Source organism: Rhizobium sp. KNZ14-9A, from assembly GCF_056755015.1.
Genome location: NZ_JBPGXB010000002.1, coordinates 1,650,305 through 1,676,657, shown reverse-complemented (window position 1 = coordinate 1,676,657; position 26,353 = coordinate 1,650,305). Strand labels below are relative to the sequence as shown.

Annotated in this window: 30 protein-coding genes and 1 pseudogene; 17 read left to right on the top strand and 14 right to left on the bottom strand. The window is 61.9% G+C overall.

What is annotated here, in order from left to right:
• Positions 1-132: 132 nt before the first annotated feature.
• Entirely contained in the window at positions 133-2,556 is a 2,424-nt protein-coding gene (locus tag ACR9ZQ_RS14815; protein ID WP_481428184.1) for a glucan 1,4-alpha-glucosidase, read from the bottom strand.
• Between the two features lie 174 nt (positions 2,557-2,730).
• Between ACR9ZQ_RS14815 and ACR9ZQ_RS14810 the strand changes: the two genes are divergently transcribed.
• Positions 2,731-3,462, top strand: coding sequence for an ROK family protein (locus ACR9ZQ_RS14810; protein WP_481428183.1), 732 nt, complete (start codon positions 2,731-2,733; stop codon positions 3,460-3,462).
• A gap of 55 nt (positions 3,463-3,517) precedes the next feature.
• On the top strand, positions 3,518-4,330 hold the full coding sequence (locus tag ACR9ZQ_RS14805; RefSeq protein ID WP_481428182.1) for a class I SAM-dependent methyltransferase: 813 nt from the start codon (positions 3,518-3,520) through the stop codon (positions 4,328-4,330).
• 48 nt (positions 4,331-4,378) lie between these two features.
• Here ACR9ZQ_RS14805 and ACR9ZQ_RS14800 read toward each other — a convergent pair whose 3' ends face one another.
• On the bottom strand, positions 4,379-5,158 hold the full coding sequence (locus tag ACR9ZQ_RS14800) for a class I SAM-dependent methyltransferase (RefSeq protein WP_481428181.1): 780 nt from the start codon (positions 5,156-5,158) through the stop codon (positions 4,379-4,381).
• 74 nt (positions 5,159-5,232) lie between these two features.
• On the opposite strand from ACR9ZQ_RS14800, the gene ACR9ZQ_RS14795 reads away from it, so the two are divergent.
• Positions 5,233-6,087: an acyl-CoA thioester hydrolase/BAAT C-terminal domain-containing protein gene (locus tag ACR9ZQ_RS14795; RefSeq protein ID WP_481429323.1), complete on the top strand. Its 855-nt coding sequence runs from the start codon at positions 5,233-5,235 to the stop codon at positions 6,085-6,087.
• Positions 6,088-6,102: 15 nt separating this feature from the next.
• Here ACR9ZQ_RS14795 and chrA read toward each other — a convergent pair whose 3' ends face one another.
• The 3 genes and pseudogenes from chrA to ACR9ZQ_RS14780 form a co-directional block, all read right to left on the bottom strand.
• A complete protein-coding gene (chrA, locus tag ACR9ZQ_RS14790) occupies positions 6,103-7,314 on the bottom strand; it encodes a chromate efflux transporter (RefSeq protein WP_310387689.1) in 1,212 nt (403 codons plus the stop codon).
• A gap of 114 nt (positions 7,315-7,428) precedes the next feature.
• Positions 7,429-8,316 (bottom strand): DMT family transporter, encoded by an 888-nt coding sequence (locus ACR9ZQ_RS14785; RefSeq protein WP_481428180.1) that lies wholly within the window; start codon positions 8,314-8,316, stop codon positions 7,429-7,431.
• Positions 8,317-8,482: 166 nt separating this feature from the next.
• A pseudogene (locus ACR9ZQ_RS14780) lies at positions 8,483-9,965 on the bottom strand (DUF1254 domain-containing protein).
• 295 nt (positions 9,966-10,260) lie between these two features.
• Between ACR9ZQ_RS14780 and ACR9ZQ_RS14775 the strand changes: the two are divergent.
• From ACR9ZQ_RS14775 to ACR9ZQ_RS14760, 4 genes are all read left to right on the top strand, one after another.
• A complete protein-coding gene (locus ACR9ZQ_RS14775; RefSeq protein WP_113323475.1) occupies positions 10,261-10,896 on the top strand; it encodes a LysE family translocator in 636 nt (211 codons plus the stop codon).
• Positions 10,897-11,013: 117 nt separating this feature from the next.
• On the top strand, positions 11,014-11,433 hold the full coding sequence (locus tag ACR9ZQ_RS14770) for a hypothetical protein (RefSeq protein WP_481428179.1): 420 nt from the start codon (positions 11,014-11,016) through the stop codon (positions 11,431-11,433).
• A 10-nt stretch (positions 11,434-11,443) separates the two neighbouring features.
• Positions 11,444-12,016, top strand: a complete 573-nt coding sequence (locus ACR9ZQ_RS14765; RefSeq protein WP_310388011.1) for an OmpA family protein — start codon at positions 11,444-11,446, stop codon at positions 12,014-12,016.
• A 165-nt stretch (positions 12,017-12,181) separates the two neighbouring features.
• Positions 12,182-12,556 carry an HIT family protein gene (locus ACR9ZQ_RS14760; RefSeq protein ID WP_310387699.1) on the top strand — a complete coding sequence of 125 codons (375 nt, stop codon included), beginning with the start codon at positions 12,182-12,184 and terminating at the stop codon, positions 12,554-12,556.
• Positions 12,557-12,574: 18 nt separating this feature from the next.
• On the opposite strand, the gene ACR9ZQ_RS14755 is transcribed toward ACR9ZQ_RS14760, so the two are convergent.
• Together ACR9ZQ_RS14755 and ACR9ZQ_RS14750 are read right to left on the bottom strand one after the other, a co-directional pair.
• Positions 12,575-12,949: a MarR family winged helix-turn-helix transcriptional regulator gene (locus ACR9ZQ_RS14755; protein WP_439017215.1), complete on the bottom strand. Its 375-nt coding sequence runs from the start codon at positions 12,947-12,949 to the stop codon at positions 12,575-12,577.
• Positions 12,950-13,043: 94 nt separating this feature from the next.
• Positions 13,044-13,490: a MarR family transcriptional regulator gene (locus ACR9ZQ_RS14750; RefSeq protein WP_481428178.1), complete on the bottom strand. Its 447-nt coding sequence runs from the start codon at positions 13,488-13,490 to the stop codon at positions 13,044-13,046.
• Positions 13,491-13,575: 85 nt separating this feature from the next.
• Between ACR9ZQ_RS14750 and ACR9ZQ_RS14745 the strand changes: the two genes are divergently transcribed.
• Positions 13,576-15,408: a chloride channel protein gene (locus ACR9ZQ_RS14745; RefSeq protein WP_481428177.1), complete on the top strand. Its 1,833-nt coding sequence runs from the start codon at positions 13,576-13,578 to the stop codon at positions 15,406-15,408.
• 63 nt (positions 15,409-15,471) lie between these two features.
• On the opposite strand, the gene ACR9ZQ_RS14740 is transcribed toward ACR9ZQ_RS14745, so the two are convergent.
• Together ACR9ZQ_RS14740 and ACR9ZQ_RS14735 are read right to left on the bottom strand one after the other, a co-directional pair.
• The gene (locus ACR9ZQ_RS14740; protein ID WP_481428176.1) at positions 15,472-15,732 is read right to left on the bottom strand and encodes a hypothetical protein; all 261 of its coding nucleotides are present in this window, start codon (positions 15,730-15,732) and stop codon (positions 15,472-15,474) included.
• A 7-nt stretch (positions 15,733-15,739) separates the two neighbouring features.
• Positions 15,740-15,940: a hypothetical protein gene (locus ACR9ZQ_RS14735; protein WP_310387709.1), complete on the bottom strand. Its 201-nt coding sequence runs from the start codon at positions 15,938-15,940 to the stop codon at positions 15,740-15,742.
• A 255-nt stretch (positions 15,941-16,195) separates the two neighbouring features.
• Between ACR9ZQ_RS14735 and ACR9ZQ_RS14730 the strand changes: the two genes are divergently transcribed.
• Complete coding sequence (locus ACR9ZQ_RS14730) at positions 16,196-16,360, top strand: hypothetical protein (RefSeq protein ID WP_310387710.1); 165 nt, start codon at positions 16,196-16,198, stop codon at positions 16,358-16,360.
• Positions 16,361-16,416: 56 nt separating this feature from the next.
• Here the strand turns inward: ACR9ZQ_RS14730 and ACR9ZQ_RS14725 are convergent, their stop codons facing one another.
• Positions 16,417-16,728: a hypothetical protein gene (locus ACR9ZQ_RS14725; RefSeq protein WP_192733019.1), complete on the bottom strand. Its 312-nt coding sequence runs from the start codon at positions 16,726-16,728 to the stop codon at positions 16,417-16,419.
• Positions 16,729-16,961: 233 nt separating this feature from the next.
• Between ACR9ZQ_RS14725 and ACR9ZQ_RS14720 the strand changes: the two genes are divergently transcribed.
• Entirely contained in the window at positions 16,962-17,348 is a 387-nt protein-coding gene (locus tag ACR9ZQ_RS14720) for a VOC family protein (protein WP_405049773.1), read from the top strand.
• A gap of 7 nt (positions 17,349-17,355) precedes the next feature.
• Here ACR9ZQ_RS14720 and ACR9ZQ_RS14715 read toward each other — a convergent pair whose 3' ends face one another.
• A complete protein-coding gene (locus tag ACR9ZQ_RS14715; protein WP_481428175.1) occupies positions 17,356-18,102 on the bottom strand; it encodes a sulfite exporter TauE/SafE family protein in 747 nt (248 codons plus the stop codon).
• Positions 18,103-18,199: 97 nt separating this feature from the next.
• Between ACR9ZQ_RS14715 and ACR9ZQ_RS14710 the strand changes: the two genes are divergently transcribed.
• Positions 18,200-19,129: a LysR family transcriptional regulator gene (locus ACR9ZQ_RS14710; protein WP_481429322.1), complete on the top strand. Its 930-nt coding sequence runs from the start codon at positions 18,200-18,202 to the stop codon at positions 19,127-19,129.
• Here ACR9ZQ_RS14710 and ACR9ZQ_RS14705 read toward each other — a convergent pair.
• The gene (locus ACR9ZQ_RS14705) at positions 19,067-20,290 is read right to left on the bottom strand and encodes an alpha/beta hydrolase family protein (protein WP_481428174.1); all 1,224 of its coding nucleotides are present in this window, start codon (positions 20,288-20,290) and stop codon (positions 19,067-19,069) included. The two genes, ACR9ZQ_RS14710 and ACR9ZQ_RS14705, sit on opposite strands and share 63 nt — an antisense overlap.
• Before the next feature lie 150 nt (positions 20,291-20,440).
• Here ACR9ZQ_RS14705 and ACR9ZQ_RS14700 point away from each other — a divergent pair, with 150 nt between their 5' ends.
• From ACR9ZQ_RS14700 to ACR9ZQ_RS14685, 4 genes are all read left to right on the top strand, one after another.
• Positions 20,441-21,994 carry an acetolactate synthase large subunit gene (locus ACR9ZQ_RS14700; protein WP_310387720.1) on the top strand — a complete coding sequence of 518 codons (1,554 nt, stop codon included), beginning with the start codon at positions 20,441-20,443 and terminating at the stop codon, positions 21,992-21,994.
• Between the two features lie 91 nt (positions 21,995-22,085).
• Positions 22,086-22,982, top strand: a complete 897-nt coding sequence (locus ACR9ZQ_RS14695; RefSeq protein WP_310387722.1) for a helix-turn-helix domain-containing protein — start codon at positions 22,086-22,088, stop codon at positions 22,980-22,982.
• A 62-nt stretch (positions 22,983-23,044) separates the two neighbouring features.
• Positions 23,045-23,923, top strand: coding sequence for an NmrA family NAD(P)-binding protein (locus ACR9ZQ_RS14690; RefSeq protein ID WP_481428173.1), 879 nt, complete (start codon positions 23,045-23,047; stop codon positions 23,921-23,923).
• A 77-nt stretch (positions 23,924-24,000) separates the two neighbouring features.
• Entirely contained in the window at positions 24,001-24,150 is a 150-nt protein-coding gene (locus tag ACR9ZQ_RS14685) for a hypothetical protein (RefSeq protein ID WP_113308362.1), read from the top strand.
• An 87-nt stretch (positions 24,151-24,237) separates the two neighbouring features.
• Here the strand turns inward: ACR9ZQ_RS14685 and ACR9ZQ_RS14680 are convergent, their stop codons facing one another.
• Entirely contained in the window at positions 24,238-24,534 is a 297-nt protein-coding gene (locus ACR9ZQ_RS14680) for a hypothetical protein (protein ID WP_481428172.1), read from the bottom strand.
• Positions 24,535-24,681: 147 nt separating this feature from the next.
• Here ACR9ZQ_RS14680 and ACR9ZQ_RS14675 point away from each other — a divergent pair, with 147 nt between their 5' ends.
• Positions 24,682-25,098, top strand: a complete 417-nt coding sequence (locus ACR9ZQ_RS14675; protein ID WP_405049768.1) for a YkvA family protein — start codon at positions 24,682-24,684, stop codon at positions 25,096-25,098.
• A 23-nt stretch (positions 25,099-25,121) separates the two neighbouring features.
• On the opposite strand, the gene ACR9ZQ_RS14670 is transcribed toward ACR9ZQ_RS14675, so the two are convergent.
• Entirely contained in the window at positions 25,122-26,012 is an 891-nt protein-coding gene (locus tag ACR9ZQ_RS14670; protein WP_007819098.1) for a LysR substrate-binding domain-containing protein, read from the bottom strand.
• Positions 26,013-26,180: 168 nt separating this feature from the next.
• Between ACR9ZQ_RS14670 and ACR9ZQ_RS14665 the strand changes: the two genes are divergently transcribed.
• Positions 26,181-26,342: a YjiS-like domain-containing protein gene (locus ACR9ZQ_RS14665; protein WP_481428171.1), complete on the top strand. Its 162-nt coding sequence runs from the start codon at positions 26,181-26,183 to the stop codon at positions 26,340-26,342.
• The last annotated feature ends 11 nt before the right edge of the window (positions 26,343-26,353 follow it).

Below are 26,353 nucleotides of genomic sequence, written 5' to 3'. Positions count from 1 at the left end.
GGGCTGGCCTCTGACCGGATCCCAAGTTTTCCGGAAATACAGAGAAATTGGAACAAATCCCTTTAGCGGCCGGAAACGGCCGCTTTTCTTATTGGCTGGAATTCCGCGAGACTGGCGGAAATGGGTCCCGCCTCAAACCACCTCAATTTGAAAATCCACACCCTCCCAGCGCTGCGCATCCTTCCAGAAGATCGTGAAGTCGATCATGCCGGGGCCGAGCGCCTGCGTCGGCAGGTCGAAGACATGAGTGCCGAAGCCGGTGTCGTGGCATGGGCTGTCGGCGGCGCTTGCCCAGCCGTCGGTGGACCAGCGTACCAGAGCAGGCTCGGGCAGTTCGATGCGGAGCCGCCGGCCCGCCTGCATCTGGTCGCGTCGGGCCGTCAGCCGCCAGGAGAACGGTGCCGGCGCCGGCTTTGCTGCGACATAGCGGGCAAAGGTCTGGGGCGGCATGTCGAAGATCACGCCGTCGCGCAGCGAGCGCAGCAGCTTGATATGTTCGGCATGCGCCCAGACGAGCGGCATGGCGCTGCCCGAGGGTCGGCCGAGGAAAAGCTCGCGCTGCGGCACGTCTTCGCTGTCCCAGATCTGTTCAGGCAAGAGCCCACCTTCGCTTGCCGAAGCTTCCAGCGCAGCAAGCATCCGCTGCGCTTCGTCCGCTCGCCCGGCGGCGAGTTCATAATGAGCGCGCTCGCCGGTCAAGAGCGGCCAGAGCCTGCCGACACCGCTGCCGGCAAAGGGCGCACCGCCGATGCGCTCGCCATAGCCGTCGTCATTGTAGCGATACCAGTAGGGACCGGCCGGAAGGTCGCGGCGCAACTCCGCATCGATTGCCGCGACTGTGCCGAGCATGCGCGGGTCGTCGGCGGCGCGGAGGCCGAAGCGCACCAGCGCCAGCGCATCCGGGCTTATCAGCAGGTCCGCTTCAAGCACCTCGCCGAGATCGTCCCGATTGCGGATCGGAATGAAGTCACGCCGCAGTGACAGGCTGCCATCGGTCGCCGAGGCGATGCGCACATAATAGCCTTCGACGCCGAGACGGCGCGACAGTTCGGTATCGGTGGCGTAGGTCCATTCCTCGATGCGCTCGTTCCAGCCGTCGGCGACCTCGCGCAGATAGTGCGCCGCATCCAGCCGCCCCGCCGCTTCCACGGCATCGGCCGCTGCAAGCAGGCCGGCGATCTCCACAGCGAGCGTAAACGGCGAGTAGCCGGCATCCTCCTCCCAGCGATCCTCCTGGGTGGCGGGGCCGTTTCTGACGATATAGCCCGCAGCCGCCTCGACCATGGGCAGATAGCGTCCCCTCTCCGAGGCATCGATCGCGCCTGAGCGCAGCAGCATGTCATAGAGCAGGATGGGAAAGGCCGTCTCATCCATCTGGATGCCGTACCAGTAGGGCCTTCCGTCGAGCCAGGCATTCTGCACCCAATGGCCGTCCGCTTCCTGGATGACAGCGAGATAGTCGAGCACGGAGCGTGCATCCGCTGTGGCCCCGGCCGCAAGCAGACCGCCCGCCGTTTCCACCAGATCGCGCGTCCACACCAGATGATAACCGCCAAGGTCGTCATCGCCTTTGCTGGAGCCCCAGGGGATGGAAAGGCTGGCGATGATGGCGCCGGACGCATCATCGCGGTGCGTGGCAAGCACGCCGGTGCTGACGCGGTAACGGTTGAGCTTGTCAGGATCATGTGGTTTGTCGAGCGCAAGCAGGCCGGCCTGCCATTCCCGCCAGCCGCTGCGATAATGTTTCAGCGCCGGTTCCGTGCCCTGCTGAAGGCTGAGCAGCGTGCGCAGGGCAGCCTCCTCCGGCTGCGTGCCGAAGCCGATGGCGATCAGCGCCCTTCCCTGGTCAGCTTGGCCCTTGCCCGCCTGCATATCCAGTGTCCCTGACAGCGCGACATTGCCTGATGTGGCGCAGTTGTACTCCTCATTCAGCCCCTCGCCGCGCGACAGCGTCTGCCAGCCGTCGGAGATGCCGACATAGCCAACTGACCGCGCAAGCCAGGGCACCGAAGCGGCAATGGCGAGTGACCGTCCGGAACCCTCGGCAAACAGCATCTGCCTGCCCTTGAAATCATCGTACCAGCCGTTGTTGTCGGCGCCGCCGTTGACGAGATGCGGGGCAACAAGCGCATGCAGCCGGTAGTCTGAGAGATTGCCTATCAGTGCCTCGAAGCAGATGTCCTGCAGCACCACCTCGCGCTCAGGGTCTGAAAAGATGGTCTTGGTGATGCGATAGCGCCCGTCGCGGGCGGTATTGACGAGGCGGAAGGCCGGAACGCCGTCCTCGATCGCCTGTACGCTGTGATCGGCGTCGCGCTTCTCCTCGGAGAAATAGCCCGGAGCCGTGACGATGAAACCGAAATCCCGCACGCAGGCCATATCGAGCCGTGGCGCGTAGATCTCGTTGAGGATGCCGTGGCTTGCCGTGAACCAGACGCAGCTCGCCGAACTGACGGCGGTACCAACAGCACTCTTGTCGCTGGACGTCCATCGGGGCTCGATGCCCGGCGCACCTGGCGGCTCGACGGAACCGGGTGGTCGTGTCGGAAAGGCCAAGTGCTGTTCCTCCGCTCTATTTGCTCGTCTTCCCTGCCATCCTGAGATGAAATTAAGCGATCCGCAATATACCGGCTTGACAGCCGGCTACGATCTTGCGCCCGATAGAATAGCGCGGGCTCTATAGAATAGTGCGGGAAGGAATGAGGGTACAGCCGGATAGGAGCGCCAGCCATGGCTGACACAATGGAAGAAAAGCAGACGCGTGAGCGAGCCAAGCCGAAGGTTGCGGCGCCGGCCGGCCGCATCGTGCTCGCCGTCGATATCGGCGGCTCGCACGTGAAGGCGGAACTCAGCAGCGGCAGCGAGAGACGTGCGGTCGTATCGGGGCGCGCGATGACGGCGGCGAAGATGGTGACAGCCCTCACCGATCTGACCGCCGACTGGCACTATGATGTCGTCGCCATGGGTTATCCCGGCCCCGTCGCTGCCCACCGCCCCGCGGCCGATCCGTTCAACCTCGGCCCGGGATGGAAGGGCTTCGATTTCGAAAACGCCCTCGGCAAACCCGTGCGCATGGTCAACGACGCGCTGATGCAGGCGATCGGCAGCTACGAGGCCGGCCGTATGCTCTTCCTTGGCCTCGGCACGGGCCTCGGCTCGGCGATGATCGCCGAGAACGTCTGCATGCCGCTCGAACTGGCGCACATGCCCTACAAGAAGGCGACATTCGAGGACTATGTCGGCGAACGCGGCCTGGAAGGTCGCGGTAAGGGCAGATGGCGAAAATCGGTCTTCGACGTCGCCGACCGCCTGGCTGCCGCCCTGCTGCCTGACTATATCGTCATCGGTGGCGGCAACGTCGAAAAGCTGAAGGATCTGCCGCCCAAATGCCGGCGTGGCAGCAACGACAACGCCTTCCGCGGCGGCTTCCGGGTTTGGCTGGACGAAAGCCTGCGGCTGTGAGCGGGAGTGAAACTGATGTGCTTAAAGCCCTATTGGGCGGCGGAAGGTGACGACAATGCTGGAAAAGGACAAGCTGTTCGTCGGCTCGATCCCGGAAAACTACGACCACTATATGGTGCCGCTGATTTTCGAGCCCTTCGCCTTGGATCTTGCCCGGAGAGCGGCTTCCCTGTCTCCCGGCGTCGTTCTGGAAACCGCAGCAGGCACCGGGGTCGTCACCCGCGCACTGGCGCCGAAACTGTCGTCGGGCGCACGCTATATCATCAGCGATCTCAACCAGCCGATGCTCGACTATGCCGCTTCGCAGCAAGGCTTCGATAGTCGCCTGGAATGGCGCCAGGCGGATGCTCTGGCGCTGCCCTTTGAAAATGCCGCCTTCGATCTCGTCTGCTGTCAGTTCGGCGCGATGTTCTTCCCGAACCGCATATCCGGCTACCGAGAAGCAAAGCGTGTCTTGAAGCCCGGCGGACATTTCCTGTTCAACGTATGGGACCGCATCGAGGAGAATGTTTTTGCCGACGACGTGACGAATGCCCTTGCGAGGATGTTTCCGGACGATCCGCCACGCTTCCTGGCCCGCACGCCGCACGGCTATCATGACAAGGCGTTGATCCGCGCCGAGCTGGAAGAGGCGGGTTTCTCCCATGTGGTGATCGAAACGAAAGCCGAACACAGCCGCGCATCCTCGCCCCGGATTCCTGCCCTCGCCTATTGCCACGGGACAGTCCTTCGGAGCGAAATCGAAGCCAGAGCCCCGGGAAAACTGGACGTTGCGACCGATTGTGCCGCATCCGCGATTGCCGACCGGCATGGCGACGGTGAGATTGCCGCCAAAATTCAGGCCCACGTCATCATGGCAGTGGTCTAGAGGTTCAACATCTTGACCGGCCGGATTGCGGTTTTGGGCACAGGCAGATCACAAGCTGATCGAGCCCCAGACCAGTTTCGTCCGGACGATGAAACTCAGTTTTCGTTCGCGAGCATAGGGAGCCAGCATCTCGCCGAGCTCTCCGTCGAACTCGTTCATCCTGCCGGCCAGACGGGACGGCGCGAACGTATCGCGCGAATGCTGGCAGCGAATGAAGTCTTCGACGCTTTGCTCGAATGAAGCGGAGTGGAAATGCTCGGAGCCTTCGATGTCGAGGAACGCCTTATAGGCCGACCAGTCCTCTCGCTTGCCAATGGGATCGAACGCCTCGCCCGTTATGGCAGGAACCCATCTGGTGAGAAAAGACTGCCAGTCCGCCTCCCAGGCCGGTTGGAAAGGCGCATCTCCTGATACGACGGCCACCCGGTGATCGGCGGCGGCGTAGGTTTTCAGCCGTGCGAAAAGGCGCTTGTGATCCATCCAGTGGATGCTGGCAGCAGCAACGATGAGATCGGGACGATCGGGAATATCGACATCTTCGGCGAAACCGACGATCCAGTGAAGGTTGCGTGCGCGCCCCTCCTCCAGGCTCTGACCGAGCTCGATCATGTGGCGGGAGGGATCGACGGCTATGATCTTTTCGAAATGCCGCGAGAGCGGCCGTGAAATCTTGCCGGGGCCGCAGCCTATATCCAGCAGACAGCTGCGCTTAGGCGCGATGGCAAGCAACTTCCCGTAGATCGCCTCGGGATATGGCGGACGGTAAGGATAGTTGCTGACGACATCGGCATCCTCGAAAGAGGCCCCTGCACGCGCATGCTCGACCATGATAGGCTCCGTCCTCAGTGACAGTCGAGAACCATCCGATAATTCAACAAGATGTCAGCATGGTAACAAGCGCGATGGACAGCTGCAAAATCGAACGGCTCGAAGGCCGGGTAAACGGCGCATTCGTCTCCCGGCCCGATGCGAATGAGACCGGTGTCGTCGTGCTCAGCGGTTCCAGCGGCAGGGTCGATATCGATCGTGCGAGATTGTTTGCCGGGGCCGGCGCGAAAGCACTGGCGCTGCAATGGTTCGGCGCAACGGGGCAATCGCCCGGCATCTGCGAAATCCCGCTGGAAACCTTCTGTGACGCCACGGACTACCTGATTTCGCGGGGATGCCGGCGCATCGTCTTCGTCGGGACATCGAAAGGCGCGGAAGCGGCCTTGCTTGTCGCCACCCGGGACGCGCGCGTGAACTCTGTTATAGCGATCAGCCCGAGCTCGGTTGTCTGGGGCAATATCGGGCCTGGCAAGGACGGCAGAGAATGGCCCGAACGTTCATCCTGGACCTGGAAGGGAGAGCCACTGGAATTCGTCCCCGCCGATCCCGCGTGGCAACGGGACTATCGCGATGGGCTGGTGTCCTATCGCTCCTTCTTCGAAAGCTGCCTGGATACGGACGAGCAAACCTTGTGGCGAGCGCGCATTCCCGTCGAGAGGGCCACCGCAGATCTCGTCCTCGTGGCTGGCGGAGACGATGCACTCTGGCCCTCGGAGAGGTCTGCGCGTGAGCTTGCCAGCCGGCGTGAAAAAGGCCGCAGGCCGGTGTCACTGGTCGTTGACCCTGAGGCGGGCCATCGGGTGCTGCTTCCAGGCGAGACGACGCCCCGCTCCAGCCTTCACGCCCATGGCGGCAACGATGCGGCGGATGCTAGGCTTGGCCTGATGGCATGGGCGGCGATAGAAGCCGCCTTGTCGCCAAAGGATTGACTGGCCCGATACGGTTCAGGCGGAAAGCTGCAGCAGGATCGCACTTGCTGCCATCAGCACCACGACGATCCATGGCGGCGCCTTCCAGACCACCAGCAGAAGGAAGCCCGACAGGGCAAGAGCAAAATCAGCCGATGTAAGGACCGCGCTTGTCCATACCGGATTGTAGAGTGCGGCACCCAGCACGCCAACCACGGCGGCATTTGCGCCCCGCATGGCCGCCTGCGCCAGCGGATAAGTGCTGAGCCTGTCCCAGAAAGGCAGGGTGCCGACGAGTAGCAGAAAGCCCGGCAGAAAGATGGCGGCCAGAGCGATGGCTGCGCCCGCGATACCGTTGGGAGCCGGCCCCATCACCGCCCCGAGATAGGCCGAAAACGTGAAAAGCGGACCAGGCACGGCCTGTGCGACACCGTAACCGGCGAGAAAGGCGTTTTCCGAAACCCAGCCCGGCCTCACGACCTCCGCCTCGAGCAGCGGCAGGACAACATGGCCGCCGCCAAACACCAGCGCGCCTGAGCGATAAAAGGCATCGAAGAGGCGCAGCCCCTGCCAATCCATGATGGAAACGATAAGCGGCAGTCCGAACAGAAGGAGCAGGAACGCCAGCAGGCAGGTGACGCCTGATGATCGCGATATACCGAACGAAAAACTTGCCTTGTGCTCGATGGCGGCCTCGCGACAAAGCACGAGCCCGGAAACCGCACCCAGCACGATGGCTGCGAGCTGGCCGAACGCTCCCCCCAATGTCACGATGAAAACCGCGGCCAGCGCGATGCCTGCGCGCGGCTTGTCGGGCGTCAACGATCGTGCCATGCCCCAGACGGCTTGTGCTACGACAGCGACGGCGACGAGCTTCAATCCGTGCAGCAGGCCCTGTCCGAGAGGATTGTCTAGCGCGGTGGCGGCAGTTGCGAATATGATGAGGATCAGCGCGGACGGAAGCGTGAATGCGCTCCACGCCGCAAGCGCCCCCAGCGGCCCTCCGCGCAGCAGGCCCATGGCGAAGCCGACCTGGCTCGATGCGGGACCGGGAAGAAACTGACAGAGCGCGACGAGATCGGCATAACCCTTCTCGTCGATCCATTTGCGACGCGTCACGAGCTCGTTGCGGAAATAGCCGAGATGCGCGATCGGTCCGCCGAACGAGGTGAGGCCAAGCTTCAGGAAGGCGCCGAACACTTCCGCAGGTGTACCTGCCGGTGGAGCCGCCGTCTTCTCATCGGTCATTTCTTTTGCATCCACGCCAATATTCCCCCACTGCGCCGACCCGTATCCTCATCATTAATGACAGCGCGATGACAACAGGCGATTTTCGATTTTTGTCGAACAAGCGATTGCGGATTAGACCGCCTGGCGGACCCGCGCTCGGGTGGGCAGCGTCATTGCAATGACACCGGCCATGACGCAGGCAAGCCCAAGGCCTGCCGTGGAGGACAGCGTTTCGCCGAGGAAGACGACACCGATTGCAACGCCGATCGGTACCCTCAGATAGGCCTGAGCCGTGGCGCCGACCGAACCGAGCGTCTGCACGAGGCGGAAATAGATCACAAAGGCAAGCGCCGTCGAAAAGACAGAGAGGGCAAGGAGAGCGAGGACGGAATGCAGGCTCGGCTGCAACGTCCAGGGACGATCGGCGATGACGCTGACCGGGATCAGGATTACCGCCCCCGATATCAGCGAGCCGGCAGCCGGCATCATAGGATCGAGCCCCCTGAAATTCCGGCCGAAGACCGCGGCGCCTGCATAGCAGATCGTGGCGGTCACGATCGCGAGCTGCGCCCAGAGCGCATATCCGATGCTGTCAAGCGCTCCGATACCGATGATCAGCGCGGTTCCGATCAATCCCGCCGATACACCGAACAGCTTGCGGCTTGTGAGGACCTCGTGCCGTGTGATCAGCGCCGTGATCAGAAAGGCAAAGATCGGCGTCGTGGAATTCAGGATTGCTGCAAGGCCGGCATTGGTCGTCCGCTCGGCCCAGGCGATCAGCGTAAAAGGCAGCACACTGTTCAGGCAGGCCTGGACCAGAAAGTAGACCCACGTCTGCCGGTCGCGCGGCATCTTGAGGCCGCGCCAGCGGATGATAGCGAGAAGCAGCAGGCCGGCGACAAGCGTCCGTGCTGCCACCAGCGTCACAGGCGGGATGGTTTCGACGCCGATCTTGATGAAGGTGTAGGAGGCTCCCCAGAGCGTCGAAAGCGCCAGCAGCAGCGCCAGCTCTGTTGTCATCGTCGCCGTCTCTTCCATCGCAGTACCGTTCCTCAGCGTACAAAACCGACCGCCTGTTTAACGGCTGCGGGCGTGAAATGCTTCGATGCGGGCCGAACTGTCGATGGAAAAGAAAGGCTTGGCGGGGCGCGCTTGGATCATGGCACGCCCGACACACTTAGCTTTGTCACTGAGCCGCGAGCGGAGCTGCTGGCGCCGCACGCGTCACCGGCGGCGGGTTCCACTTGCCGATCAGCGCGCTGCCCTTCGGCGCATAGAGCCTCATCGTCAGATTGTAGGGGCCGTTCGGCGCCGGCAGCCAGTTCCATTCCTTGTCCTTGCCGGGACTTTCCGTCTGGAAATAGAGGTCGAGCGAGCCGTCGGCGTTGAACTGGAACGGCATCCAGCTGCTGACAGCGAACCGATTGAGCGGATTGGCGACCTGGAACCCATCATTGTCATAGAGAGTGACCGACCAGAAGGCGTTGACCTGCGGAATATTCTCCTTTTCGAAATGGAGCGTGTAATTGCTTTGTCCATTGAGCGCGTTGCCGCTTTCATCCGCAAGGTTCAGCGGATAGATGGCGTCCTCAGGCAGATTGGCGCCAAGCCCCTGTTGCGCCACGATCGCCCGTTTCAGGTAGTAATTGCCGTAGACGCCCATCGTGTCGGTATTCATCGACCAGCCATTGCACCCGTGCCAATGTCTTCAGCTTCCAACCCATGAGCGCCTGCGCATCCTGCGGCGCTGTCTTCAGCGCTTTCTGGACGACGGGATCGGCCTTGGACAGGTCAAAGCTCTTGCCGGGCTCGATGCCGATCTGCTTCATGCGGGCAATGATCGGCTGATCGGTGCTGTGCGGCGGATGAAGTTTCAAGAGTTCGGCAGCGTAAGCAAAATAATCTTCCGCCGAAGCTGTATCGGCCTGCGTCTTCGGTGGCGTCTTCATGTCGATGGAAGGGTTTTTTTTGACCTCGGCCTGCTTGGCGCCTTTGCCCCATTGCGACAGCGGCGTGATCTTGTAACCGTCCTGGATCTTGTGAACGGCATTGTAGTCATCAGGGCCATCGGTTTTGGTGCGGCCGATGATCCAGACATAAGGCGTCGGAGCGTCGATCCGTTCAGTTCCCTCCGGCAGCTTGAATTCGCCGAACGTGTCGCGAAGCTCGGGCCTCCAGCCGGGCGACGCGATCAGGAAGTTTCCGACTGATGTTCCGGTCGTTCGCCAGCCCGGCGCGGCAAACACATCCGTCCACATATCCAGCATCGGCAGGAGGTAATAGCGGCCTCCGGTATCCGGCGCGGTAACCACCACCGGTTCCTTGGTGAGATCAAGCCAGCCGCTCGAATAGAGCGTGTCGAAATTCGGCCGGACCACGGCCTTCATGTCTGCAGCCGGAAATTCGCGGACATTGGCGAACCGGTTGGCCGGACCGCCGATCGACCCCTCCTTCGGTTCCATATTGGTCAGCTGCTTGCGCGTGATGTCCATCGTTATCAGCGGATAAAAATAGACATAGGCTTCGATGCCGATTTCACGTGCCTCCTCTTCCGTCAGGGAAGCGGCCCTGGCCTCCGGTGCGGCCGGAATGGCCATCGAAGCTATTGCCAGCAAAACGAACGACATAGGCGTTCGCAACAGGCGTCTGATTCCAAACTGAATTGTCATGTGCGGTTTCCCCCCGGAATGAAATGAAGAACCCAGCCGGACCCGATTGACGCCGGCGCATCTTTAGCAAGACCAAGATGGCCAAGATACTGGCGACCTGCTGAGCGACCTTTCATGCAAAGCGAAACATACCGGGCGTATATCCGGAAGTACGTTACAGTAAACGGCGCCGTAAATGGTCCGGATACATAGGTCTGTGTTTTGATCCGGAGCAGGATATTGGCTTTGATCAAAGGCCCTTCCGTAAATATCCGCTGAATGCCATAACTCGATTCCGACGACGGTGGAGGACGAGATGACTGAAATGACGGTTCTTGCATTTGCGCTCGTGGCATTCATCGGCATCGCCACACCCGGCCCGACGGTGCTTCTCGCCCTGACCAACGGTTCCAAATTCGGGGTGCGCCGGGCGATATCAGGCATGATCGGCGCGGTCATGTCCGACTTCGTGCTGATCGGCGCCGTTGCCCTCGGCCTCGGTGCGCTGCTGGCTGCCTCGGAATTCTGGTTCACTGTCGTCAAATGGGTCGGCGTCTGCTACCTCGCCTTCCTCGGCGTCATGCTGCTGCGTTCGAAGGGAATGCTGGATGTATCGCTGCGCTCTGAAAGCGGGAATGCATCCGCTTCATCAGTGACGATCTTCCTGAAGAGCTTTCTCGTCGCCGTCACCAATCCCAAGGGCTACCTCTTCTTCTCGGCCTTCCTGCCGCAATTCATCGATCCCGCCAGCCCGCAGGTCGAGCAATATGCCGTGCTCGCCCTCGTCTTTGCCGCCATCGATTTCGTGGTCATGTTCGGCTACGCGTTGCTCGGCTCTCAGGCCGTCCGGCTGTTGCGGAAATCGGGCGCGCTGTGGCTCGACCGGATCTGCGGCGGCGCCTTGCTGACGCTAGCCGGCTCTCTCGCGCTTTATCGGCGGGCGAGCGCATAGCTGCCCTCCGATTTACAACCCGATTTACCGTAACGTACTTATCCGAGCACTCCCGATCTGCGTTCAATAGCTCCCGAGGGGACGCCATTCCGGCGGCCGTAGCAGGAGGGTTCACGCATGCCGAGAGGATGGAGACTGATTGGCGCGGCGGCGATCGTCATCGCCTGGACTTGTGCCGCCAAGGCCGACACGATCAGCTATGCCGATGCGGTGACCGTGCTCGCAAAGGATTGCGGCGCCGATATCAAGAAACTCTGCAAGGGGCTGAACCTCGGCAATAACAGGATTGCCGATTGCCTTGCACAGAACGCGGGCAAGGTCTCGCCGACCTGCACGTCTACGCTTGCGAGCGTCGCAGCATCCATTCAGAAACGGGAACAGGCGCAGGCCTCCTACAGCAAAGTCTGCGCCGGTGACATGGCGCGGCGCTGCAATGGCGTCAAAGGCGACGGCTATATTCTTGCCTGTCTGATCAAGACGACGAAACATGTTGGCGCCCAATGCAATCAGGCAATATCAGATGCAGGCTGGAGATAAGGCTATGAGGATGAGAAAAACCGCCCTCGCCGTCTTTGTTGCAACATTGGCGATCCCTGCCCTTGCCCCTGCGCAGCAGATCTCCGAACAGCGCATCATCAACGGGCTTGGCAAGCTGCAGGGCGCCGCCCCGATCGTCGATGTCGAACTGCTGCGGCAGGAGGCCATGAACGGATCGGGCAAGCAGATGTCCGGCCTGCCGAACTGGAGCAAGGTTGCGCGCCTGCCGCAGATGGTGGTCGAAATCGCCTTCGCGAACGACTCCGTCGCCATCGAGCCGGAATCCTACCGCACGCTCGGCATGATCGCCGATGCCCTGCACCACCCGAACCTCTGGGCCTACAAATTCCTCGTCGTTGGCCATACCAGCTCGACTGGCAGCGACGAGCACAATCTCGACCTCAGCCAACAGCGGGCCGAGGCGATCAAGGAGATCCTGTCGACCACCTTCGCCGTCGATGCCAGCCGTCTCTATGCCGTCGGTGTCGGCGAATATTTCCCGATCGAGGGCTCGAAATCGGAGGCGGCCAATAACCGGCGCGTCCAGCTCTACAATCTCGGCGTCTTCACGAAGCAGCCATGAGGAAGAGACCCAGCGTGCTGTCGGCTCTAACAGCCGGCAGCACGGCTATTTCTGGACAGCCCTGCCGGCTTCCGTGCTCGGATATCAGCCTGTCACATATACGTCGCCGCCGCGCGCTATTGCCCTGCTCGACGCAATGACTGAAATTGGTCAGGAATGATGCCTATGTGCCCCTTCTGTGCCGCAAACCGTGCGGAAAAAGCCCCGCCGCTTTTTTCCAACAACAGCTGCTATTTCCTGGAAACCAACGATCCGGTGCTGCAATGCTCCGGCATCATCGTACCCTTCCGGCATGTGGAAACGCCGTTCGAGCTCACATCAGAGGAATGGTTTGACACTTTCGACCTTCTGGAGAACGCTCGCACCCATCTCGATCGTGCCGAGCCGCACGGCTATAATATCGGCTGGAATGTCGGCGAGGTCGTGGGGCAGACTGTCCAGCACGCCCATCTCCATGTCATCGGTCGTTTTGCCGACGAGCCGCTTGCCGGTCACGGCATTCGCCATCACCTGAAGCAGGCGAACAACCGGCGGGCCTGACTGCCCGATGACCTCACGCTAGCTCGGCCAGGGATCGGACTTGAGTTCGCCACCCGCCTGCAGGCTCTGCAGCATATCGATGAGTTTCGGCGCCATTTCCCTGATTTCGGTCAGATGAATGGCCGTCAGCCGCCTCAGCACGGCATCCGCCTTTTCGGTCAGCTCCAGCGTCTGGCGACGTTTGTCGGCCGGGTCCGTTTGGCGCAAGACATAGCCTGCGGTAACCAGCCTGCCGACGAGTTCGGTTGCCGAATGCGGCGCGATCAGCAGACGTTCGGCCAGAATGCCGATCGTCATGGCGTCTTCACTGCGATGACCGCGGATCGCCAGCAGCGCCTGATGCTGCTGCGTCGGCAGGCCCTCTTCCTGGGCGGCCGAGGCGCTGAAATCCATGAAGCGGCGCAGCGTATAGCGCAGGTTGGAGAGCGCCTCGTAATCGGCATCCGTCAGATCGTTTTTTGGCGTCTTCACCTTGCGTCCCCTGCGATCATTGCATCCATGCGGCCATCTCCATCTGCCGGTGATCCTGCAGCATGCGCAGCGCCTGCATGAGTTCTGGCGCCATCTCGCGGATCTCATAGAGATGAGCGGGCGTTAGACGACGCAATAGCTCTTCTGCCTGTGCTGTCAACATAACTGCCGGCCGGCGCTTCTGTTTCGCGTCGATCGTGACATGGCCGGCCTCCTGCAGCGAAGCTGCAAGTTCTGCGGCCTCGGCCGGCGAAAGTAAGAGCTTCTCCGCAAGACCGGACAGGCTCATGCGGCCGCCGACGCCGAGCCCCTTGATCGCGAGCAGCGCCTGATGCTGCTGCCGCGTCAGGCCGAGTTTTTCGGCCGCCTTCCCGCTGAACTGGCGAAACTTGCGGATCCTGTATCTCAGATTGGCGAGCGCCTCATATTCGATTTCCGATAGAGCGCGGTCTACGTTCCTCATGGTTCCAACTCCTGATTTTGGCTGTTGATTTATATCGTGCTACGATATATTTGCCGCAAGAACGAAGCCGTCAACAGGACCTGCAATGCCTCCCCAGAAAACCCCACATCGTCCCCATGATTTCATGGGTGGCCTCTCCCGGCGCGAGGCCGGGGATTTCACCACGGACAAACGTGTCTTGGCCCTCGTCGGCATGGCGCTGATCGTCGGCACCGGCGGCGCTTTTGCCGCCTGGGTTCTGGTCAGTCTCATCTCGCTGGTGACAAACCTCGTCTGGTTCCACCGCTTCAGCATTGCGGCCGTCTCGATGGCGCAGGCGCCACGCTCCGTCTGGATGGTTATCATTCCCGTCATCGGCGGCCTCGTCATCGGGCTGATGGCCCGCTTCGGCTCCGAAAAGATCCGCGGCCACGGCATTCCCGAGGCGATCGAGGCGATCCTGATCGGCGGCAGCCGCATGTCGCCGAAAGTGGCGATCCTGAAGCCGCTCTCCTCGGCGATCTCGATCGGCACCGGCGGCCCCTTCGGCGCGGAGGGCCCGATCATCATGACGGGCGGCGCGATCGGCTCGCTCTTTGCCCAGTGCTTTCATCTGAGTTCGGCCGAGCGCAAGACGCTGCTGGTCGCCGGTGCCGCCGCCGGCATGACGGCAATCTTCGGCTCGCCGATCGCCGCCATCATGCTCGCTGTCGAACTGCTGCTGTTCGAATGGAAGCCGCGCAGCTTCATCCCGGTCGCGGTCGCGGCCTGCGTGTCGATCTGCTGGCGCCCCTTCCTGTTTCAGGCCGGGCCGCTCTTCCCGAAACAGTTCCACATGGACCTGCCGTGGTGGGGCATCCTGCTCTGCGCCGCTGTCGGTATCGTCGCCGGACTGCAATCCGGCATCCTGACGACGCTGCTCTACAAGATCGAGGATCTGTTCGAGGCGCTGCCGATCCACTGGATGTGGTGCCCGGCGCTCGGTGGCGTCGTCATCGGCCTCGGCGGCCTTATCGAGCCGCGGGTGCTTGGTGTCGGCTACGATATCATCGACGGCCTGCTGAACGGCAGCATCCTGCCGGCCGCTGTGCTGACGATCCTCTTGGTGAAAGCCGCGATCTGGCTGGTTGCCCTGTCATCGGGCACTTCGGGCGGTGTGCTGGCGCCGCTGCTCATCTTCGGCGGCGCACTCGGCTGGCTGCTCGGCCTCTTCCTTCCCGGCGATCCCGGCTTCTGGGCCCTGCTCGGCATGGCCGCCATGATGGGCGGCACGATGCGCGCGCCGCTGACGGGCACCTTCTTCGCCGTAGAACTGACAGGCGACGTCTCGGCGCTGCTGCCGCTGCTGGCGGCGACCGTTGCTGCCTATGCGGTCACGGTCCTGCTGCTGCGCCGTTCGATCCTGACGGAGAAGATCGCCCGCCGCGGCCAGCACATCACCCGCGAATACGGCATCGATCCCTTCGAGTTCTCCCGCGCCCGCGACATCATGATCAAGGAGGTCGATACTTTCCCGGCGGATATGACGGTCGCTGACGTGACCCATTTCTTCATGGCGACGCCGAAGACCCACCGCGTCTATCCTGTCGTCGATGGCAAAGGCATCGTGAAAGGCCTGGTCTCGCGCGGCGATGCGCTCCGCTGGCAGCAAGATGGCACGCTTGCCGACCAGACGCTCGGCGATCTCGTCTCCGACAGCTCGCTGCCAACAGCCCATTCCGACGATACGGTCGGTTATGTCGCCGACCTGATGCTGGCGACCGATGCCGGCCGCATTCCGATCGTCGATGCAGAAAACGGAGAGTTGCGCGGCCTCGTCGCCCGCAAGGATCTGCTGCGGCTGCGCCATTCGCTCAGGGCAAGCGAGACGGAGCGCCAGCCCTATTTCGGATCGCGCCGGCAGATGGGCGAAGGGCACCTCGGGGAAGGACGCATGTGATGCTGGAGCTTCGGATATTCGTCGAGGTCGCCCGCCGTCAGCATGTGGCGGCGGAGAGCCGGCTCATTGCAGCAGATGCAGGCCAGCCGCGACGAAGGCAAGCCAGAGCGCTTTACTCCAATGGTTGAAGCTGCCGGCGTAATAGCGCTGGCGCTTGAAGGACGCGACCATCATCATCAGGGCCGCATAGAGGAGCAGGCATTTCGATGCCGTCTCCAGAGTGTTGGACCGCGCAAAGAGGGCGATGGCCAGAGCTATATAACACTTCCAGACGAAGCGCCCGACCGTCGCCTTCGATATATCGTCCAGCTCGATTGACTTCATCGTGCCCTCAGCCCGCGACCCAGAGGATGCAGGCAAGGCCAGCAAAGAAGACGGCGAGAACCAGCGCGAGCCTCAGAAATATCCAGAGATCGTCCGCATGATCGAACGTCACCTCGGTTCTGCGCTGCTGCGCGTTCAAGGACGGATGAGACTGAGCCACATGGCGCATGCGCGCCTGCATGTAATAAGCCCACCAACGACCATACATCGCTTCGTTCCTTTCGCATTGTCAGCGCGGACGAAGACCGTCCGCGTCAGGCAAAGCTACTGGTTCGGGCATATGTTTTCGATTGGGACGGAAGGGCGCCGGCATAGGCTTCCCATAAAGACAAACGGGATCGTCATCGGCCTGCACGCCTTAATGCAATTCCTATATTCCCTGCCCCGCAGCAATATCGATTTCCTATGGGCTTTTCGGCAAACTCGCTCTTGTATCCTGTCGATGACCTCAAGGAAGAAACCCATGTTCGGCCGCAGCGGCGTAACTTACCTGGCGCGTGAACGCGAGATCATTGCCGGCCGCGCTCGAACCGGAAAGACCTATCGGCACTTTCTGACGAGCCTGATGACCACAGGCATCCTCGTCGTCTTGCTGGCTGGCGCCATCGTCATCCGTCTGGCTGCTTGAGATGTTGCTTTTGCCGGCAGCAGGCCATCATGCGCGAGCATGATGGCCGTAAGGCATTAGCGGCCGAGCCAGCGATATTCCTCGATCGACGCCTTGCCGGTCTTCTTGTCGTAGAGGCAGATCAGGTTGACGTTCTTGACCTTGCTCTTGCCCTTACCCATCGAGCCGCGCAGCAGCACGGCGACTTTGCCTGTCGCATCGTCGAAGACGACAGGAGCGGTCGCCTCTGGTGTATCCATGCCCGACTGGCCGATGCAGGTGCCGTTCACCTTGGCGAAGAGCGCATTCCACGCAGCATCGCTGGAGGCGCCGGCATAGTGAGCCGAAACCAGCATGGCGGTTGCCGCAATCGTCATTGTCTTGATCATTCTCAAACCCTCGTTGAACGGAAAGGAATCGCGCATCGCGTGGGGCCAGTTTAGTGATGAGCGAGCGGGGCCAAAAGAAGGCGGTGGATGCATCGCGTGGAGATGGTGTGCCGGGGCACAATGCCTTCACCTATCTCCCAAGGCTCCTTGTTCGTGATAACTTTTCACGTTGCCCGCCACCCGCCACCCTCTATTTCCAGGGGCACGGCGGGACATGCCGTAACGGCCAGGAGATGCTCGTGTTCCAGAAAATCGACTGCGTCATCCTCAGGGTCTCCGACTTGGACGAAGGCCTGGCCTTTTATTCCCACACCCTCGGCCACAAACTGCTCTGGCGCACACCCGATGCCGCAGGCCTTGCCATGGCGGATACGGACGCCGAACTCGTGCTGCACACCAAAACCGGCCCGGAGGTGGATCTTCTGGTGCCCGAGCTTGCCCCTGCCCTCGCGCGTTTCGAGGCGGCCGGCGGAGAGCGGGTCTGCGAGCCGTTCGAACTGCCGATCGGCATGGCGGCTGTCGTGCGCGATCCCTTCGGCAACGTGCTGACCATGCTCGACCAGAGCAAGGGCACGTTCATGACCGACGCCGAGGGCAATGTGACGGGTGTGGAGCTTTAGCCAAGGCTCAATGCGGCCCGAGGCACATTTCCGCGCCGAGCAGCAGAAGACAGATGAGAAACCAGCGTCGGAAGGTTGCCGGCGCGATCCGACTGCGCAGCACCTGTCCCGCCCACATGCCCGCGAGCGCAGGCAAGATCGCAAGCACCGAAAGCGCAAGATTGCCGTTGTCGAAGGCGCCGCGTACGCCGAGGGACGCTGCAAGCGCAATGGTGGAAACCGTGAAGGACAGGCCGAGCGCCTGCACGAGATCATCCTTCGCAAGCCCCAGCGCCTGCAGATAGGGCACGGCCGGAATGACAAAGACGCCTGTGCTGCCCGTCACCAGTCCCGTCGCCGCACCGATGACGGGCGAAAGCCATGGCTCCATCGCCTCCGGCACCCGGAGCCGACGCGCAAACAGCGCATAGACCGCGTAGAGCACAAGCGTTGCGCCGAGCCCCCTCGTCGTGAGGCTGGTATCGCTGGCCGCAAGCCATGACGAACCAAGCATCGTTCCCGCAATAATGGCTGTCATCATCGGCCAGAACCGCCGCAGAAGCGGACCGAAACCCGGTCCTGCGAACAACTGCCAGACATTGGTGACGAAGGACGGCGCGATGAGAAGGCTTGCTGCGGTCAGCGGTGAGGTCAAAACCCCCAATACGCCCATGGCGACCGTCGGAAGTCCCATGCCGGTGACACCTTTGACGATGCCGGCGGCAAAGAAGGTGGCGGTGACGGCTGACATGAAAATGATGGAAAGATCGGACATGACGCATCGCTAGCAGCTTCCGATATCGGCACAATGCGGAAGTTCCCGAGCCTGCCTTCGGCTGGCCCGAAGGCACGAAATGGCCTATCGTGGCGAAATGCGTTTTGATCTCACCGACCTTCGCCTGTTCCTGGCCGTCGTCGATGCCGGCAGCATTACCCATGGGGCGGCAGATGTGGGGCTTTCGCTGGCCGCTGCAAGCGAGCGCCTGCGCGACATGGAGGCGCTCGGTGAAGTCACCCTGCTGGAACGCGGCCGGCGTGGCGTCTCTCCGACAGAGGCCGGAGAAGCGCTGGCTCACCATGCCCGCGTGATCCTCGGCCAGATCAGGCAGATGCATGGCGAGCTCGGCGAATATGCGCGGGGCTTGCGCTCGACGATCAGCATCCTCGCCAACACGGCCGCCATATCGGAACACCTGTCTGAAAAGCTGGCGGACTGGATGGCCACCAACCCGCAGGTAGATCTGCAATTGAAAGAACGGCAGAGCGTCGAGATTGCCCGAAGCGTGGCGGCTGGCCATGCCGAGATCGGTATCCTCTCTGCCGCGGCTGACATGGCCGGGCTGACGGTGCGACCTTTCGCGACCGACCGGCTCGTCGTCGTTGCAAGCAACAGCCATCCTCTGGCCCTGGAGAGCAGCATCCGCTTCGCCGATCTCGTCGATGAGCATTTCATCGGCCTCGCCGGCGGCGCCCTGCAGGATCATATCGATGCGCAGGCAGGCCGCATCGGCATTCGGCTGAAGATCCGCGTGCGGCTGCGCGATTTCGAGGCCATCTGCCGGCTGGCCGGTGCTGGCGTCGGTATCGGCATCGTGCCTGATACGGCGGTCCGCCGCCAAAAACGATCGTCCGGGATTGCCATCATCCGCCTGTCGGACGATTGGGCGACACGGCAACTGGTCGTCTGCACGGAGCAAGGGGCGGAACTGCCCGTCCATGCCCGCAGACTTCTGGACCATCTAGCTGCTGCCCGGCCCGAATTGCGCGTCGAGCCAGTCCAGAACCCGCCTGTTGAGCAGTGACCGGTTCTTCATCTCGCAATGGCCATCCGCGCCCTCTGCGGCAGTGAACCGCATCAGCGTCTTGGGGCAGCGCAGCGTATCGAAGAAAAAGCCGGCATCGGCGGCGAGCCCGTCATTCTCCGCCTGGGTGATCAATGTGGCGCATTGAATGCGTTCCGCATGTCCCCGCATGGTGAAGAGCTCGGCCGAGGCGAGGAAGGCGCTCAGACTATCCACCCCATGCACCCAGAAACCCCGCTGCACCACCTTCCAGTTCAGCACTGGATTGCTACGGATGAAGGCATCCATCGTATCGATCAGTTTCTGGTCGAGAGCACCGAGATCAGCCACCGCTTCCGCAGGCACGCCGAATTTTTGGATGATGACGCTGCGAAAGCCATCGGCAATGCTCCAGGTGCCGGGATCGGCAATCAGCGCGGCAATGCGCGGCTCGTCCGCCGCCCCGCGCGGCGCCAGAAGCCCGCCGAGGCTCCAGCCGCTGAGCGCGATACGATCGGCGTCGACGAGCGGATAGTTCACCGCAAAATCCACCACCGCCCTGATGACCACGTCCCAGTCCGGCCGCAGCGGGATGCCGTGCTCGTAGAGCATGGAGCCCTGGCCGGGGCCGTCGAAGAGCAGGCTGTGATAGCCGCGCCGCGAGGCTGCGACCGCGCAGGCGAAATAGGTGTCCGTGATGGTGCAGTCATAGCCGTTGTTGAAGATGATGAGCGGCCGCATCTCATGCTCGAGACCCTGCGCCGGAATGAAATATCCAGGCATCGGCGTCTCATCGAGCGGAATGGAAAGCCGCTCGATCGTCGGTGCCGAGAGCCCTAGCCCCATCTCCAGCGCATCTGTCTGCTTGCGGAAGGCGGTAAGCAGACGCGGGTCGACAGGCGCGCCGTAGAGCGGATGATAGGAGGCGGAGTAGAAGACGCTTGCCCGCAAATAAAGCTCGCGCGCGCTGACCTTATGCCCCGCCGAAAGCGCAGCTTCGGCTTCGCCTTTCAGCCGGTCGCCAGCCGAAACCCACGCCTCGTAGAAAGCACCGTGATCGCCGTCGCCGACAGCTTCCGCCACGGCCCGGATCTCGCCGAAATCCGCCCCGCCATAGGGAATATAGGCGATCGGCCAGTTGCCGAAATCCTCATGCAACTCGTTCCTGAACAGCATGCTCATCGCCAACTTCCCCAATGGCTGCCGCGGCCGCGATGATTATAAAGGCGGCTTGAAGCCCCATCACAAAAGCTCACGCCGGCCGGATGCAATATTCAAGGTTGTTCTTATACTCTTCCCGTGCAAGGCTGTTGTAAACAGGAGGAAACGGCCATGAATGGTGCAGACAGCCTGTGTGATACGCTGCTGGCAAACGATGTCAGGGTGTGCTTTGCCAATCCCGGCACATCGGAAATGCATTTTGTGGCAGCGCTCGACCGCAAGCCCCAGATGCGCTGCGTGCTCGGCCTCTCCGAGGGCGTTGTCACTGGAGCGGCCGATGGTTATGCGCGCATGACCGACCGACCGGCAGCGACCTTGCTCCACACCGGACCAGGGCTGGCGAACGGCCTTGCCAATCTCCACAATGCGCGCCGGGCAAGGGTTCCCGTCATCAACATCGTTGGCGATCACGCCTCCTATCATCTTGCCCTTGATGCGCCGCTGACATCTGATATCGAAAGCCTCGCTGCGCCGATGTCAAACTGGGTGCGTCGCATCAGCGGCCCCGAGGATGTGGCAGACGCGACGGAGGCTGCCTTCCGTGCCTCATTGTCACCCCCTGGTGTGGCAACGCTCATCCTGCCGGCAGATGCCGCTTGGGGCCATGTCGAAACGGATCAGCCGGTCAGGCTGTCCCGGCCGGTGCCATCGGCCGTGAACATGGACGTCGTGCGCGAGGTTGCCGCCGCTATCAGAGATACGCCCGGCGAGGCCGGAATCCTCGTCAGCGGTGCGGCTGCCCGTGCCGACTGCCTGGAGATTGCGGGTGCAATTGCGGCCGCCAAGGATGTGCGTCTCTTCAGCGAGATGCAATTGCCGAGGGTCGAGCGCGGCCGCGGCCGTGTCGCTCTGACCCGCATCCCCTATCCGATCGACGCCGCCCTTGATCTGCTGGCCGATATTGATGTGCTCGTATTGGCAGGCGCGCCAGAGCCCGTCGCCTTCTTTGCCTATCCGGGCAAGCCTGGACGGCTGGTGCGCAAAGGCTGCAAGGTTCTGACCCTTGCAAGGCATGGCGAAGATCTGAAAGGCGCGCTGGAAGCACTCAGGGACGAACTCGGCGTCAGGCAGTCACTACCTCCGTCGCGATCATCGGGCCTTTCCGACGATATCGTTCCGTTCGGGCATCTGACCGAGGATGCGATCGCAGTGATGGTGGCGGCAAGACTTCCCGACAATGCCATTATCTGCGACGAGGGGGTCACCTCGGCCCGCCGCTTCTTCGAACTTTCGGCCGGCTCGGCGCCACACGACTACCTGATGAACACCGGCGGCTCGATCGGCTGCGGTATCCCGCTTGCGACGGGTGCGGCGGTCGCCTGCCCCGACCGCAAGGTCATCAATCTGCAGGCGGATGGCAGCGGCATGTATACGGTGCAGGGCCTGTGGACGCAGGCGCGGGAAAATCTCGACGTGATCACGATCATCTTCGCCAACCGCGCCTATGCCGTGCTGCATGCCGAGATGCGCAATGTCGGCGTCGACGGCATCGGCGAGAACGCGCGGCGGATGATGAACCTCGATCACCCGGCCTGGGACTGGGTGTTGGTCGCCAAGGGCATGGGCGTCGATGCCGCGGGTGCGCATAGCTGCGAGCAATTTGCCGATCTCTTCGAAAGCGCGCTCAGGCGCCGCGGACCATTTCTCATCGAGGCGATCATCTGAGCTTTCAGGCATGGCCGGTTGGCAAGGCGGCGATTGAGACGTAGCATCCGGCCTTAAGCCGAAAGCCCCAAGCTAAAAGCAAAGACAGATCATGACAGCTTCATCCCTGCAGACCTCACCGCAGATCCTGCTGACCAGCGCCGGACGGGCGTGGAGTGGGCTCGCGGCCGACTTCCTGCATATTCCGCGCGGCATCTCTCGTGTGCCGGGTGGTGACATGCATCGTCTGGGCATCCACTTCGGCCCGCCCGTCAATGCCGATTGCCACTGCGGCGGCCGGCGCATGCGCCGCGTGCAGAAGCCCGGCGATATCGATGTCATCCCGGCCGGCCTCGACGGATCCTGGGAGGATGATGCCGATTGCCGGATCCTGCGCGTGAGTCTCGATCCCTCGCGGCTGGAACAGGTCGCGGAAGATCTCGGACGGGATGCCGGCAAGATCGAGCTGCAGCCGCGATTTCAGCTGCGTGACGCCGGCATCGAGGCGATCTGCCGGGCGATCAAGGCGGATCTGGAAGCCGATACGCCCTCCGACCCGCTCTACATCGATCTTCTCGCCAACGCGCTCGCCATCCGGCTGATCGAGACGTCGAGCGCCGCCGCGCCGCGGCCCGAGATCAACGGCGAACCGAAACTCTCGGCCCGGCAATTGCGGATGCTGACGGAATTCATCGAGACCCATCTGGACCGGAAGCTGCATCTGGCCGACCTTGCGGTCGTTGCCGGTGTCAGCATCACACGGCTGAAGAGCCTGTTTCGCAAGAGCACCGGCGTTTCCGTGCACCAATATGTCATCCGCCGGCGCGTCGAATATGCCCGCGCCCTGATGACGACGACGGATATGGCCGCAAGCGAGATCGCGCTTGCCGCGGGCTTTGCCCATCAGAGCCATATGGCAACGACCATGCGCCGGCTCACGGGCCAGACACCCGGCGAGATCCTGCGCGAAGTCGGCGAATTCCGCCCGAAACTGCAAAGACCGGCCTGAATTTGTGCGACGCCTTCGGGCTCGCCCTTTAGTCCTTGCGCGTCATCAGCAAGGAGAAACACATGATTGCAATCCTCGGAGCCGCCGGAAAAATCGGCTATTCGACCGCCAAGGCACTGCGCGAGGCAGGTGTGCCCGTGCGCGCTATCCTGCGCGATCCGGCAAAGGCTGACCGCCTGACCGCCATCGGCTGCGATGTCGCATTTGCCGATCTGCAGGACGCCAAGGCGCTTGCCGGAGCGATATCAGGTGCGGACAGCGTTCAGGTCATCCTGCCGGCCGACCCGCGGGCCGAAGACATAAAAGGCGATATGCGCCGCTCGATGGAAAGCATTGCCGAGGCATTGGAAGAGGCGCGCCCCGCCCTCGTGCTTGCCATTTCCGACTATGGCGCCCATCTCGGCGAGGGTTTCGCCATGCCGAGCATGTTCCACATATTCGAACAGCGCCTTCGCCAACTGGATATGCGCCGGATATTCCTGCGGTCGGCCGAGCATATGGAAGGCTGGGGTCGCGTTGCGCCGGCAGCGATCGCAACCGGCATTCTGCCGAGCTTTCATGACCCGGTCGAAAAGCCGATCCCCAACGTCTCGGCGCAGGATGTCGGCCGGATTGCCGCCGGTCTCCTACTTCGGCCCGACATCGAAACGCGCGAGCAGATCGTTCACGCAGAAGGCCCGCGCCGCTATAGCGCGAGCGACGTGGCTGCAGCGCTGAGCCAGTTGCTGGGCCGCACGATTACTGCTCAAGCCCTGCCCCGCTCGCAATGGCGGGAAAGTCTGGGCCGGGTGATGAGCGCCAGCGCTGCCGATCTTCTAACCGAGCTCTACGACGTGCATAGCAGGGGCGGCCTCATCGACGTCGAGCCGAATGCACGCGATGTCCGCAAAGGCCCCACCGAGTTGATCGACGCGCTCAGGCCTATTGTCGCTGCACGGTGACTTTGAGAGAGATTGTTCTCGCAAGCGGGAACCGGATGAGGCTGAGGGGGATTTACCCCTCAGCACAGGAGGTTCCGATGATCCGCAAACTGAAGTCAGGTGAATATCGTCTCTATTCCCGCAAACCCGATGCGAAGACGCACAAACGCAAGAACCTGGGCACTTTCAAGACCCGGGAAGCGGCTGAGAAGCATGAGCGCGAGGTGCAGTACTTCAAGCATCACTAGCGCAATTCCAGCAAGTGTGCAGGCAACAATAGTGCCGTCGTTGTCACCCAACTGCGCAGAGTGTGCTGCGGGAAGATCAGCCTCGCCTCAGTGGCCAACCATGCCTTTCGGATTGTCCCGATAAGGGTCGCTGCGGTTGGGGTCGCTGTAATATGTCCGGTAGCCGCCGCTCGAATAGGTTTCTCGATAGGTGCCATTGAGCTGCTGATGCGTCTGTGAATAGAGATCTCCGTTTCGATACGTATTGTAACCGCCGCCGAGATTCTGCTCTCTGATATAGGTATTACCTGAACTGTCGGTAGAACACGGAGCCGAGACCAGATCGCAGGAAGCAGACGCTTCCCCCGCGGTCAGTAAGAAAATCCCAAACAAAACCGCCTTCATGCAAGCTCCCTTTTCGCGAAATCGGCGTCGCTTACGAGTGCAATCTAACTGAAAGGCGAAAAAGAACAAACAGAAAACATCTGGGCTCGGCTCCGTTCCCACTCAATAGATCAAATGTTAAACCACGCCTGCAATGATCCGGCCCGAATGCTCGAACAGACAGGCAGCGCAACAATGGGCGAATGGTTGAAGGCGGCAAAACAATGGGCGCGGAGCGTGAAACGCGATGTCGTGGCGCTCTGGATTGCCGCGCATGACGTTCGCACGCCTGTGGTGGCCAAGATCGTCGCTGGCGCGATTGCTGCCTATGCGCTTTCGCCGGTCGATCTCATCCCGGACTTCGTGCCGGTGCTCGGCTATCTCGATGATCTCATCATCGTCCCGATCGGCATCCTTATCGCCATCCGCCTCATTCCCGCGCCTCTGATGTCGGAATTCAGGGACATGGCCATCGAGCGGGTGCAACGCCCGGTCAGCCGTGCCGGCCTTGTGGCGGTCGTGATCATCTGGCTGCTCGCGGCTGCCCTCTGCATCTGGCTTGCGCGGGATCTGCTTCTTCGCTGAAGCGGAAGCGAGCTTTCGCCGGCCTATTCCCGCACGAAGGCGCCGCGCAGCCAGTCGAGGAAATGGCTTGCAGCCGGCGAGAGCGCCCGGCCCGGTTTCATGATCGCCACAAAGCCGTCCTCGTAGGTCAGGAATTCCGACCGCTCCACGAGCCTCCCGCTCTTCAGCTCCTTCAGCGCAAAGCGCCGCTCGACCAGCGCTACCCCAAGCCCGGTGACGGCAGCGCTCACGCAGAGATGCATATGCGGAAAATAAAGCTCCGACTGTGCCGAGATCCTATGCCCGGTAGCCGCCTGCCAGCTCGTCCACTGCTCACTCAGATGGTCAGGCGAGATGCGCGTCGGGAAGCTGAAGTCATCGCCGTCCGTATTGAACGAATAATCCGGCGCGGAGACCAGGCCGAAGGAGACGGAAGCGAGCGGCACGAACTCGTCCTTCACCTGCGGCCGCGACAGGCGGTCCCAGCTCAGTGTGAAATCCACGCCATCCCTCGCCCGGTTCGTACCGCCGTCGCGCGCGCTTGATGACAAGGAAAGCTGCACGCGGCAGTTCGGATAGAGACTGTAGAATTCCGCCAGACGCGGCACGAGCCAAACCATGGCGAAGGTGGCGCTGCAGGCGATATGCACGCTCGCCTCGTTCCGGCTCGCCTTCAGTTCTTGATAGCGCTCCTCCAGAAGATCGAAGGCCCGCGACACGGTGGCGAAGAAGGCCGCTCCCTCCTCGTTGAGCCGAAGCCCGGTCCCCGATTTTTCGAAAACCGGAATGCCAAGCTGCTCCTGCAGAAGCTGCAACTGCTTGGAAACGGCGCCGTGCGTGCGCCCCAACTCGTCGGCCGCCCGTGTCACCGAGCCGAGACGCGCCGTGGCCTCGAAGGCCCTGAGATAGGACAGTGGTGGCAAATTGCGGGCCATGGCTTCCCTATAGGTGAGTTTTTCTAACAGATGTCGTCAAGATAATGCGCTTTTCCGAGCTCGAATACTGCCATAAAAGCATGACATAAAAGCAAGATGAGCGGAAAAATACGCTCAAATTCCCGCTAACAATAGGTGAGTTTTGCCAACAGAGAAAGGAAATTTATCATGCACATGACAGAGACGCTCCGCCTGTGGCGTGAACGCTGGACCGAACGCCGCCTCTTTGCCCGCGAACTCGATACCCTGCCTGACGAAACGCTCCGGGATTTCGGCATGACGCGCGAAATCGCCTACCAGCAGAGCCATCGGCCCTTCTGGCGCGCATAAGCGACCGAATA

Bases quoted from the DNA above. Each gene is read 5' to 3' on its own strand.
- ACR9ZQ_RS14810 (WP_481428183.1), top strand. From the start codon at position 2,731: ATGGCTGACACAATGGAAGAAAAGCAGACGCGTGAGCGAGCCAAGCCG.
- ACR9ZQ_RS14805 (WP_481428182.1), top strand. From the start codon at position 3,518: ATGCTGGAAAAGGACAAGCTGTTCGTCGGCTCGATCCCGGAAAACTAC.
- ACR9ZQ_RS14800 (WP_481428181.1), bottom strand. From the start codon at position 5,158: ATGGTCGAGCATGCGCGTGCAGGGGCCTCTTTCGAGGATGCCGATGTC.
- ACR9ZQ_RS14795 (WP_481429323.1), top strand. From the start codon at position 5,233: ATGGACAGCTGCAAAATCGAACGGCTCGAAGGCCGGGTAAACGGCGCA.
- chrA (WP_310387689.1), bottom strand. From the start codon at position 7,314: ATGACCGATGAGAAGACGGCGGCTCCACCGGCAGGTACACCTGCGGAA.
- ACR9ZQ_RS14785 (WP_481428180.1), bottom strand. From the start codon at position 8,316: ATGACAACAGAGCTGGCGCTGCTGCTGGCGCTTTCGACGCTCTGGGGA.
- ACR9ZQ_RS14775 (WP_113323475.1), top strand. From the start codon at position 10,261: ATGACTGAAATGACGGTTCTTGCATTTGCGCTCGTGGCATTCATCGGC.
- ACR9ZQ_RS14770 (WP_481428179.1), top strand. From the start codon at position 11,014: ATGCCGAGAGGATGGAGACTGATTGGCGCGGCGGCGATCGTCATCGCC.
- ACR9ZQ_RS14765 (WP_310388011.1), top strand. From the start codon at position 11,444: ATGAGAAAAACCGCCCTCGCCGTCTTTGTTGCAACATTGGCGATCCCT.
- ACR9ZQ_RS14760 (WP_310387699.1), top strand. From the start codon at position 12,182: ATGTGCCCCTTCTGTGCCGCAAACCGTGCGGAAAAAGCCCCGCCGCTT.
- ACR9ZQ_RS14755 (WP_439017215.1), bottom strand. From the start codon at position 12,949: ATGGATTTCAGCGCCTCGGCCGCCCAGGAAGAGGGCCTGCCGACGCAG.
- ACR9ZQ_RS14750 (WP_481428178.1), bottom strand. From the start codon at position 13,490: ATGAGGAACGTAGACCGCGCTCTATCGGAAATCGAATATGAGGCGCTC.
- ACR9ZQ_RS14745 (WP_481428177.1), top strand. From the start codon at position 13,576: ATGCCTCCCCAGAAAACCCCACATCGTCCCCATGATTTCATGGGTGGC.
- ACR9ZQ_RS14740 (WP_481428176.1), bottom strand. From the start codon at position 15,732: ATGAAGTCAATCGAGCTGGACGATATATCGAAGGCGACGGTCGGGCGC.
- ACR9ZQ_RS14735 (WP_310387709.1), bottom strand. From the start codon at position 15,940: ATGTATGGTCGTTGGTGGGCTTATTACATGCAGGCGCGCATGCGCCAT.
- ACR9ZQ_RS14730 (WP_310387710.1), top strand. From the start codon at position 16,196: ATGTTCGGCCGCAGCGGCGTAACTTACCTGGCGCGTGAACGCGAGATC.
- ACR9ZQ_RS14725 (WP_192733019.1), bottom strand. From the start codon at position 16,728: ATGATCAAGACAATGACGATTGCGGCAACCGCCATGCTGGTTTCGGCT.
- ACR9ZQ_RS14720 (WP_405049773.1), top strand. From the start codon at position 16,962: ATGCTCGTGTTCCAGAAAATCGACTGCGTCATCCTCAGGGTCTCCGAC.
- ACR9ZQ_RS14715 (WP_481428175.1), bottom strand. From the start codon at position 18,102: ATGTCCGATCTTTCCATCATTTTCATGTCAGCCGTCACCGCCACCTTC.
- ACR9ZQ_RS14710 (WP_481429322.1), top strand. From the start codon at position 18,200: ATGCGTTTTGATCTCACCGACCTTCGCCTGTTCCTGGCCGTCGTCGAT.
- ACR9ZQ_RS14705 (WP_481428174.1), bottom strand. From the start codon at position 20,290: ATGAGCATGCTGTTCAGGAACGAGTTGCATGAGGATTTCGGCAACTGG.
- ACR9ZQ_RS14700 (WP_310387720.1), top strand. From the start codon at position 20,441: ATGAATGGTGCAGACAGCCTGTGTGATACGCTGCTGGCAAACGATGTC.
- ACR9ZQ_RS14695 (WP_310387722.1), top strand. From the start codon at position 22,086: ATGACAGCTTCATCCCTGCAGACCTCACCGCAGATCCTGCTGACCAGC.
- ACR9ZQ_RS14690 (WP_481428173.1), top strand. From the start codon at position 23,045: ATGATTGCAATCCTCGGAGCCGCCGGAAAAATCGGCTATTCGACCGCC.
- ACR9ZQ_RS14685 (WP_113308362.1), top strand. From the start codon at position 24,001: ATGATCCGCAAACTGAAGTCAGGTGAATATCGTCTCTATTCCCGCAAA.
- ACR9ZQ_RS14680 (WP_481428172.1), bottom strand. From the start codon at position 24,534: ATGAAGGCGGTTTTGTTTGGGATTTTCTTACTGACCGCGGGGGAAGCG.
- ACR9ZQ_RS14675 (WP_405049768.1), top strand. From the start codon at position 24,682: ATGCTCGAACAGACAGGCAGCGCAACAATGGGCGAATGGTTGAAGGCG.
- ACR9ZQ_RS14670 (WP_007819098.1), bottom strand. From the start codon at position 26,012: ATGGCCCGCAATTTGCCACCACTGTCCTATCTCAGGGCCTTCGAGGCC.
- ACR9ZQ_RS14665 (WP_481428171.1), top strand. From the start codon at position 26,181: ATGCACATGACAGAGACGCTCCGCCTGTGGCGTGAACGCTGGACCGAA.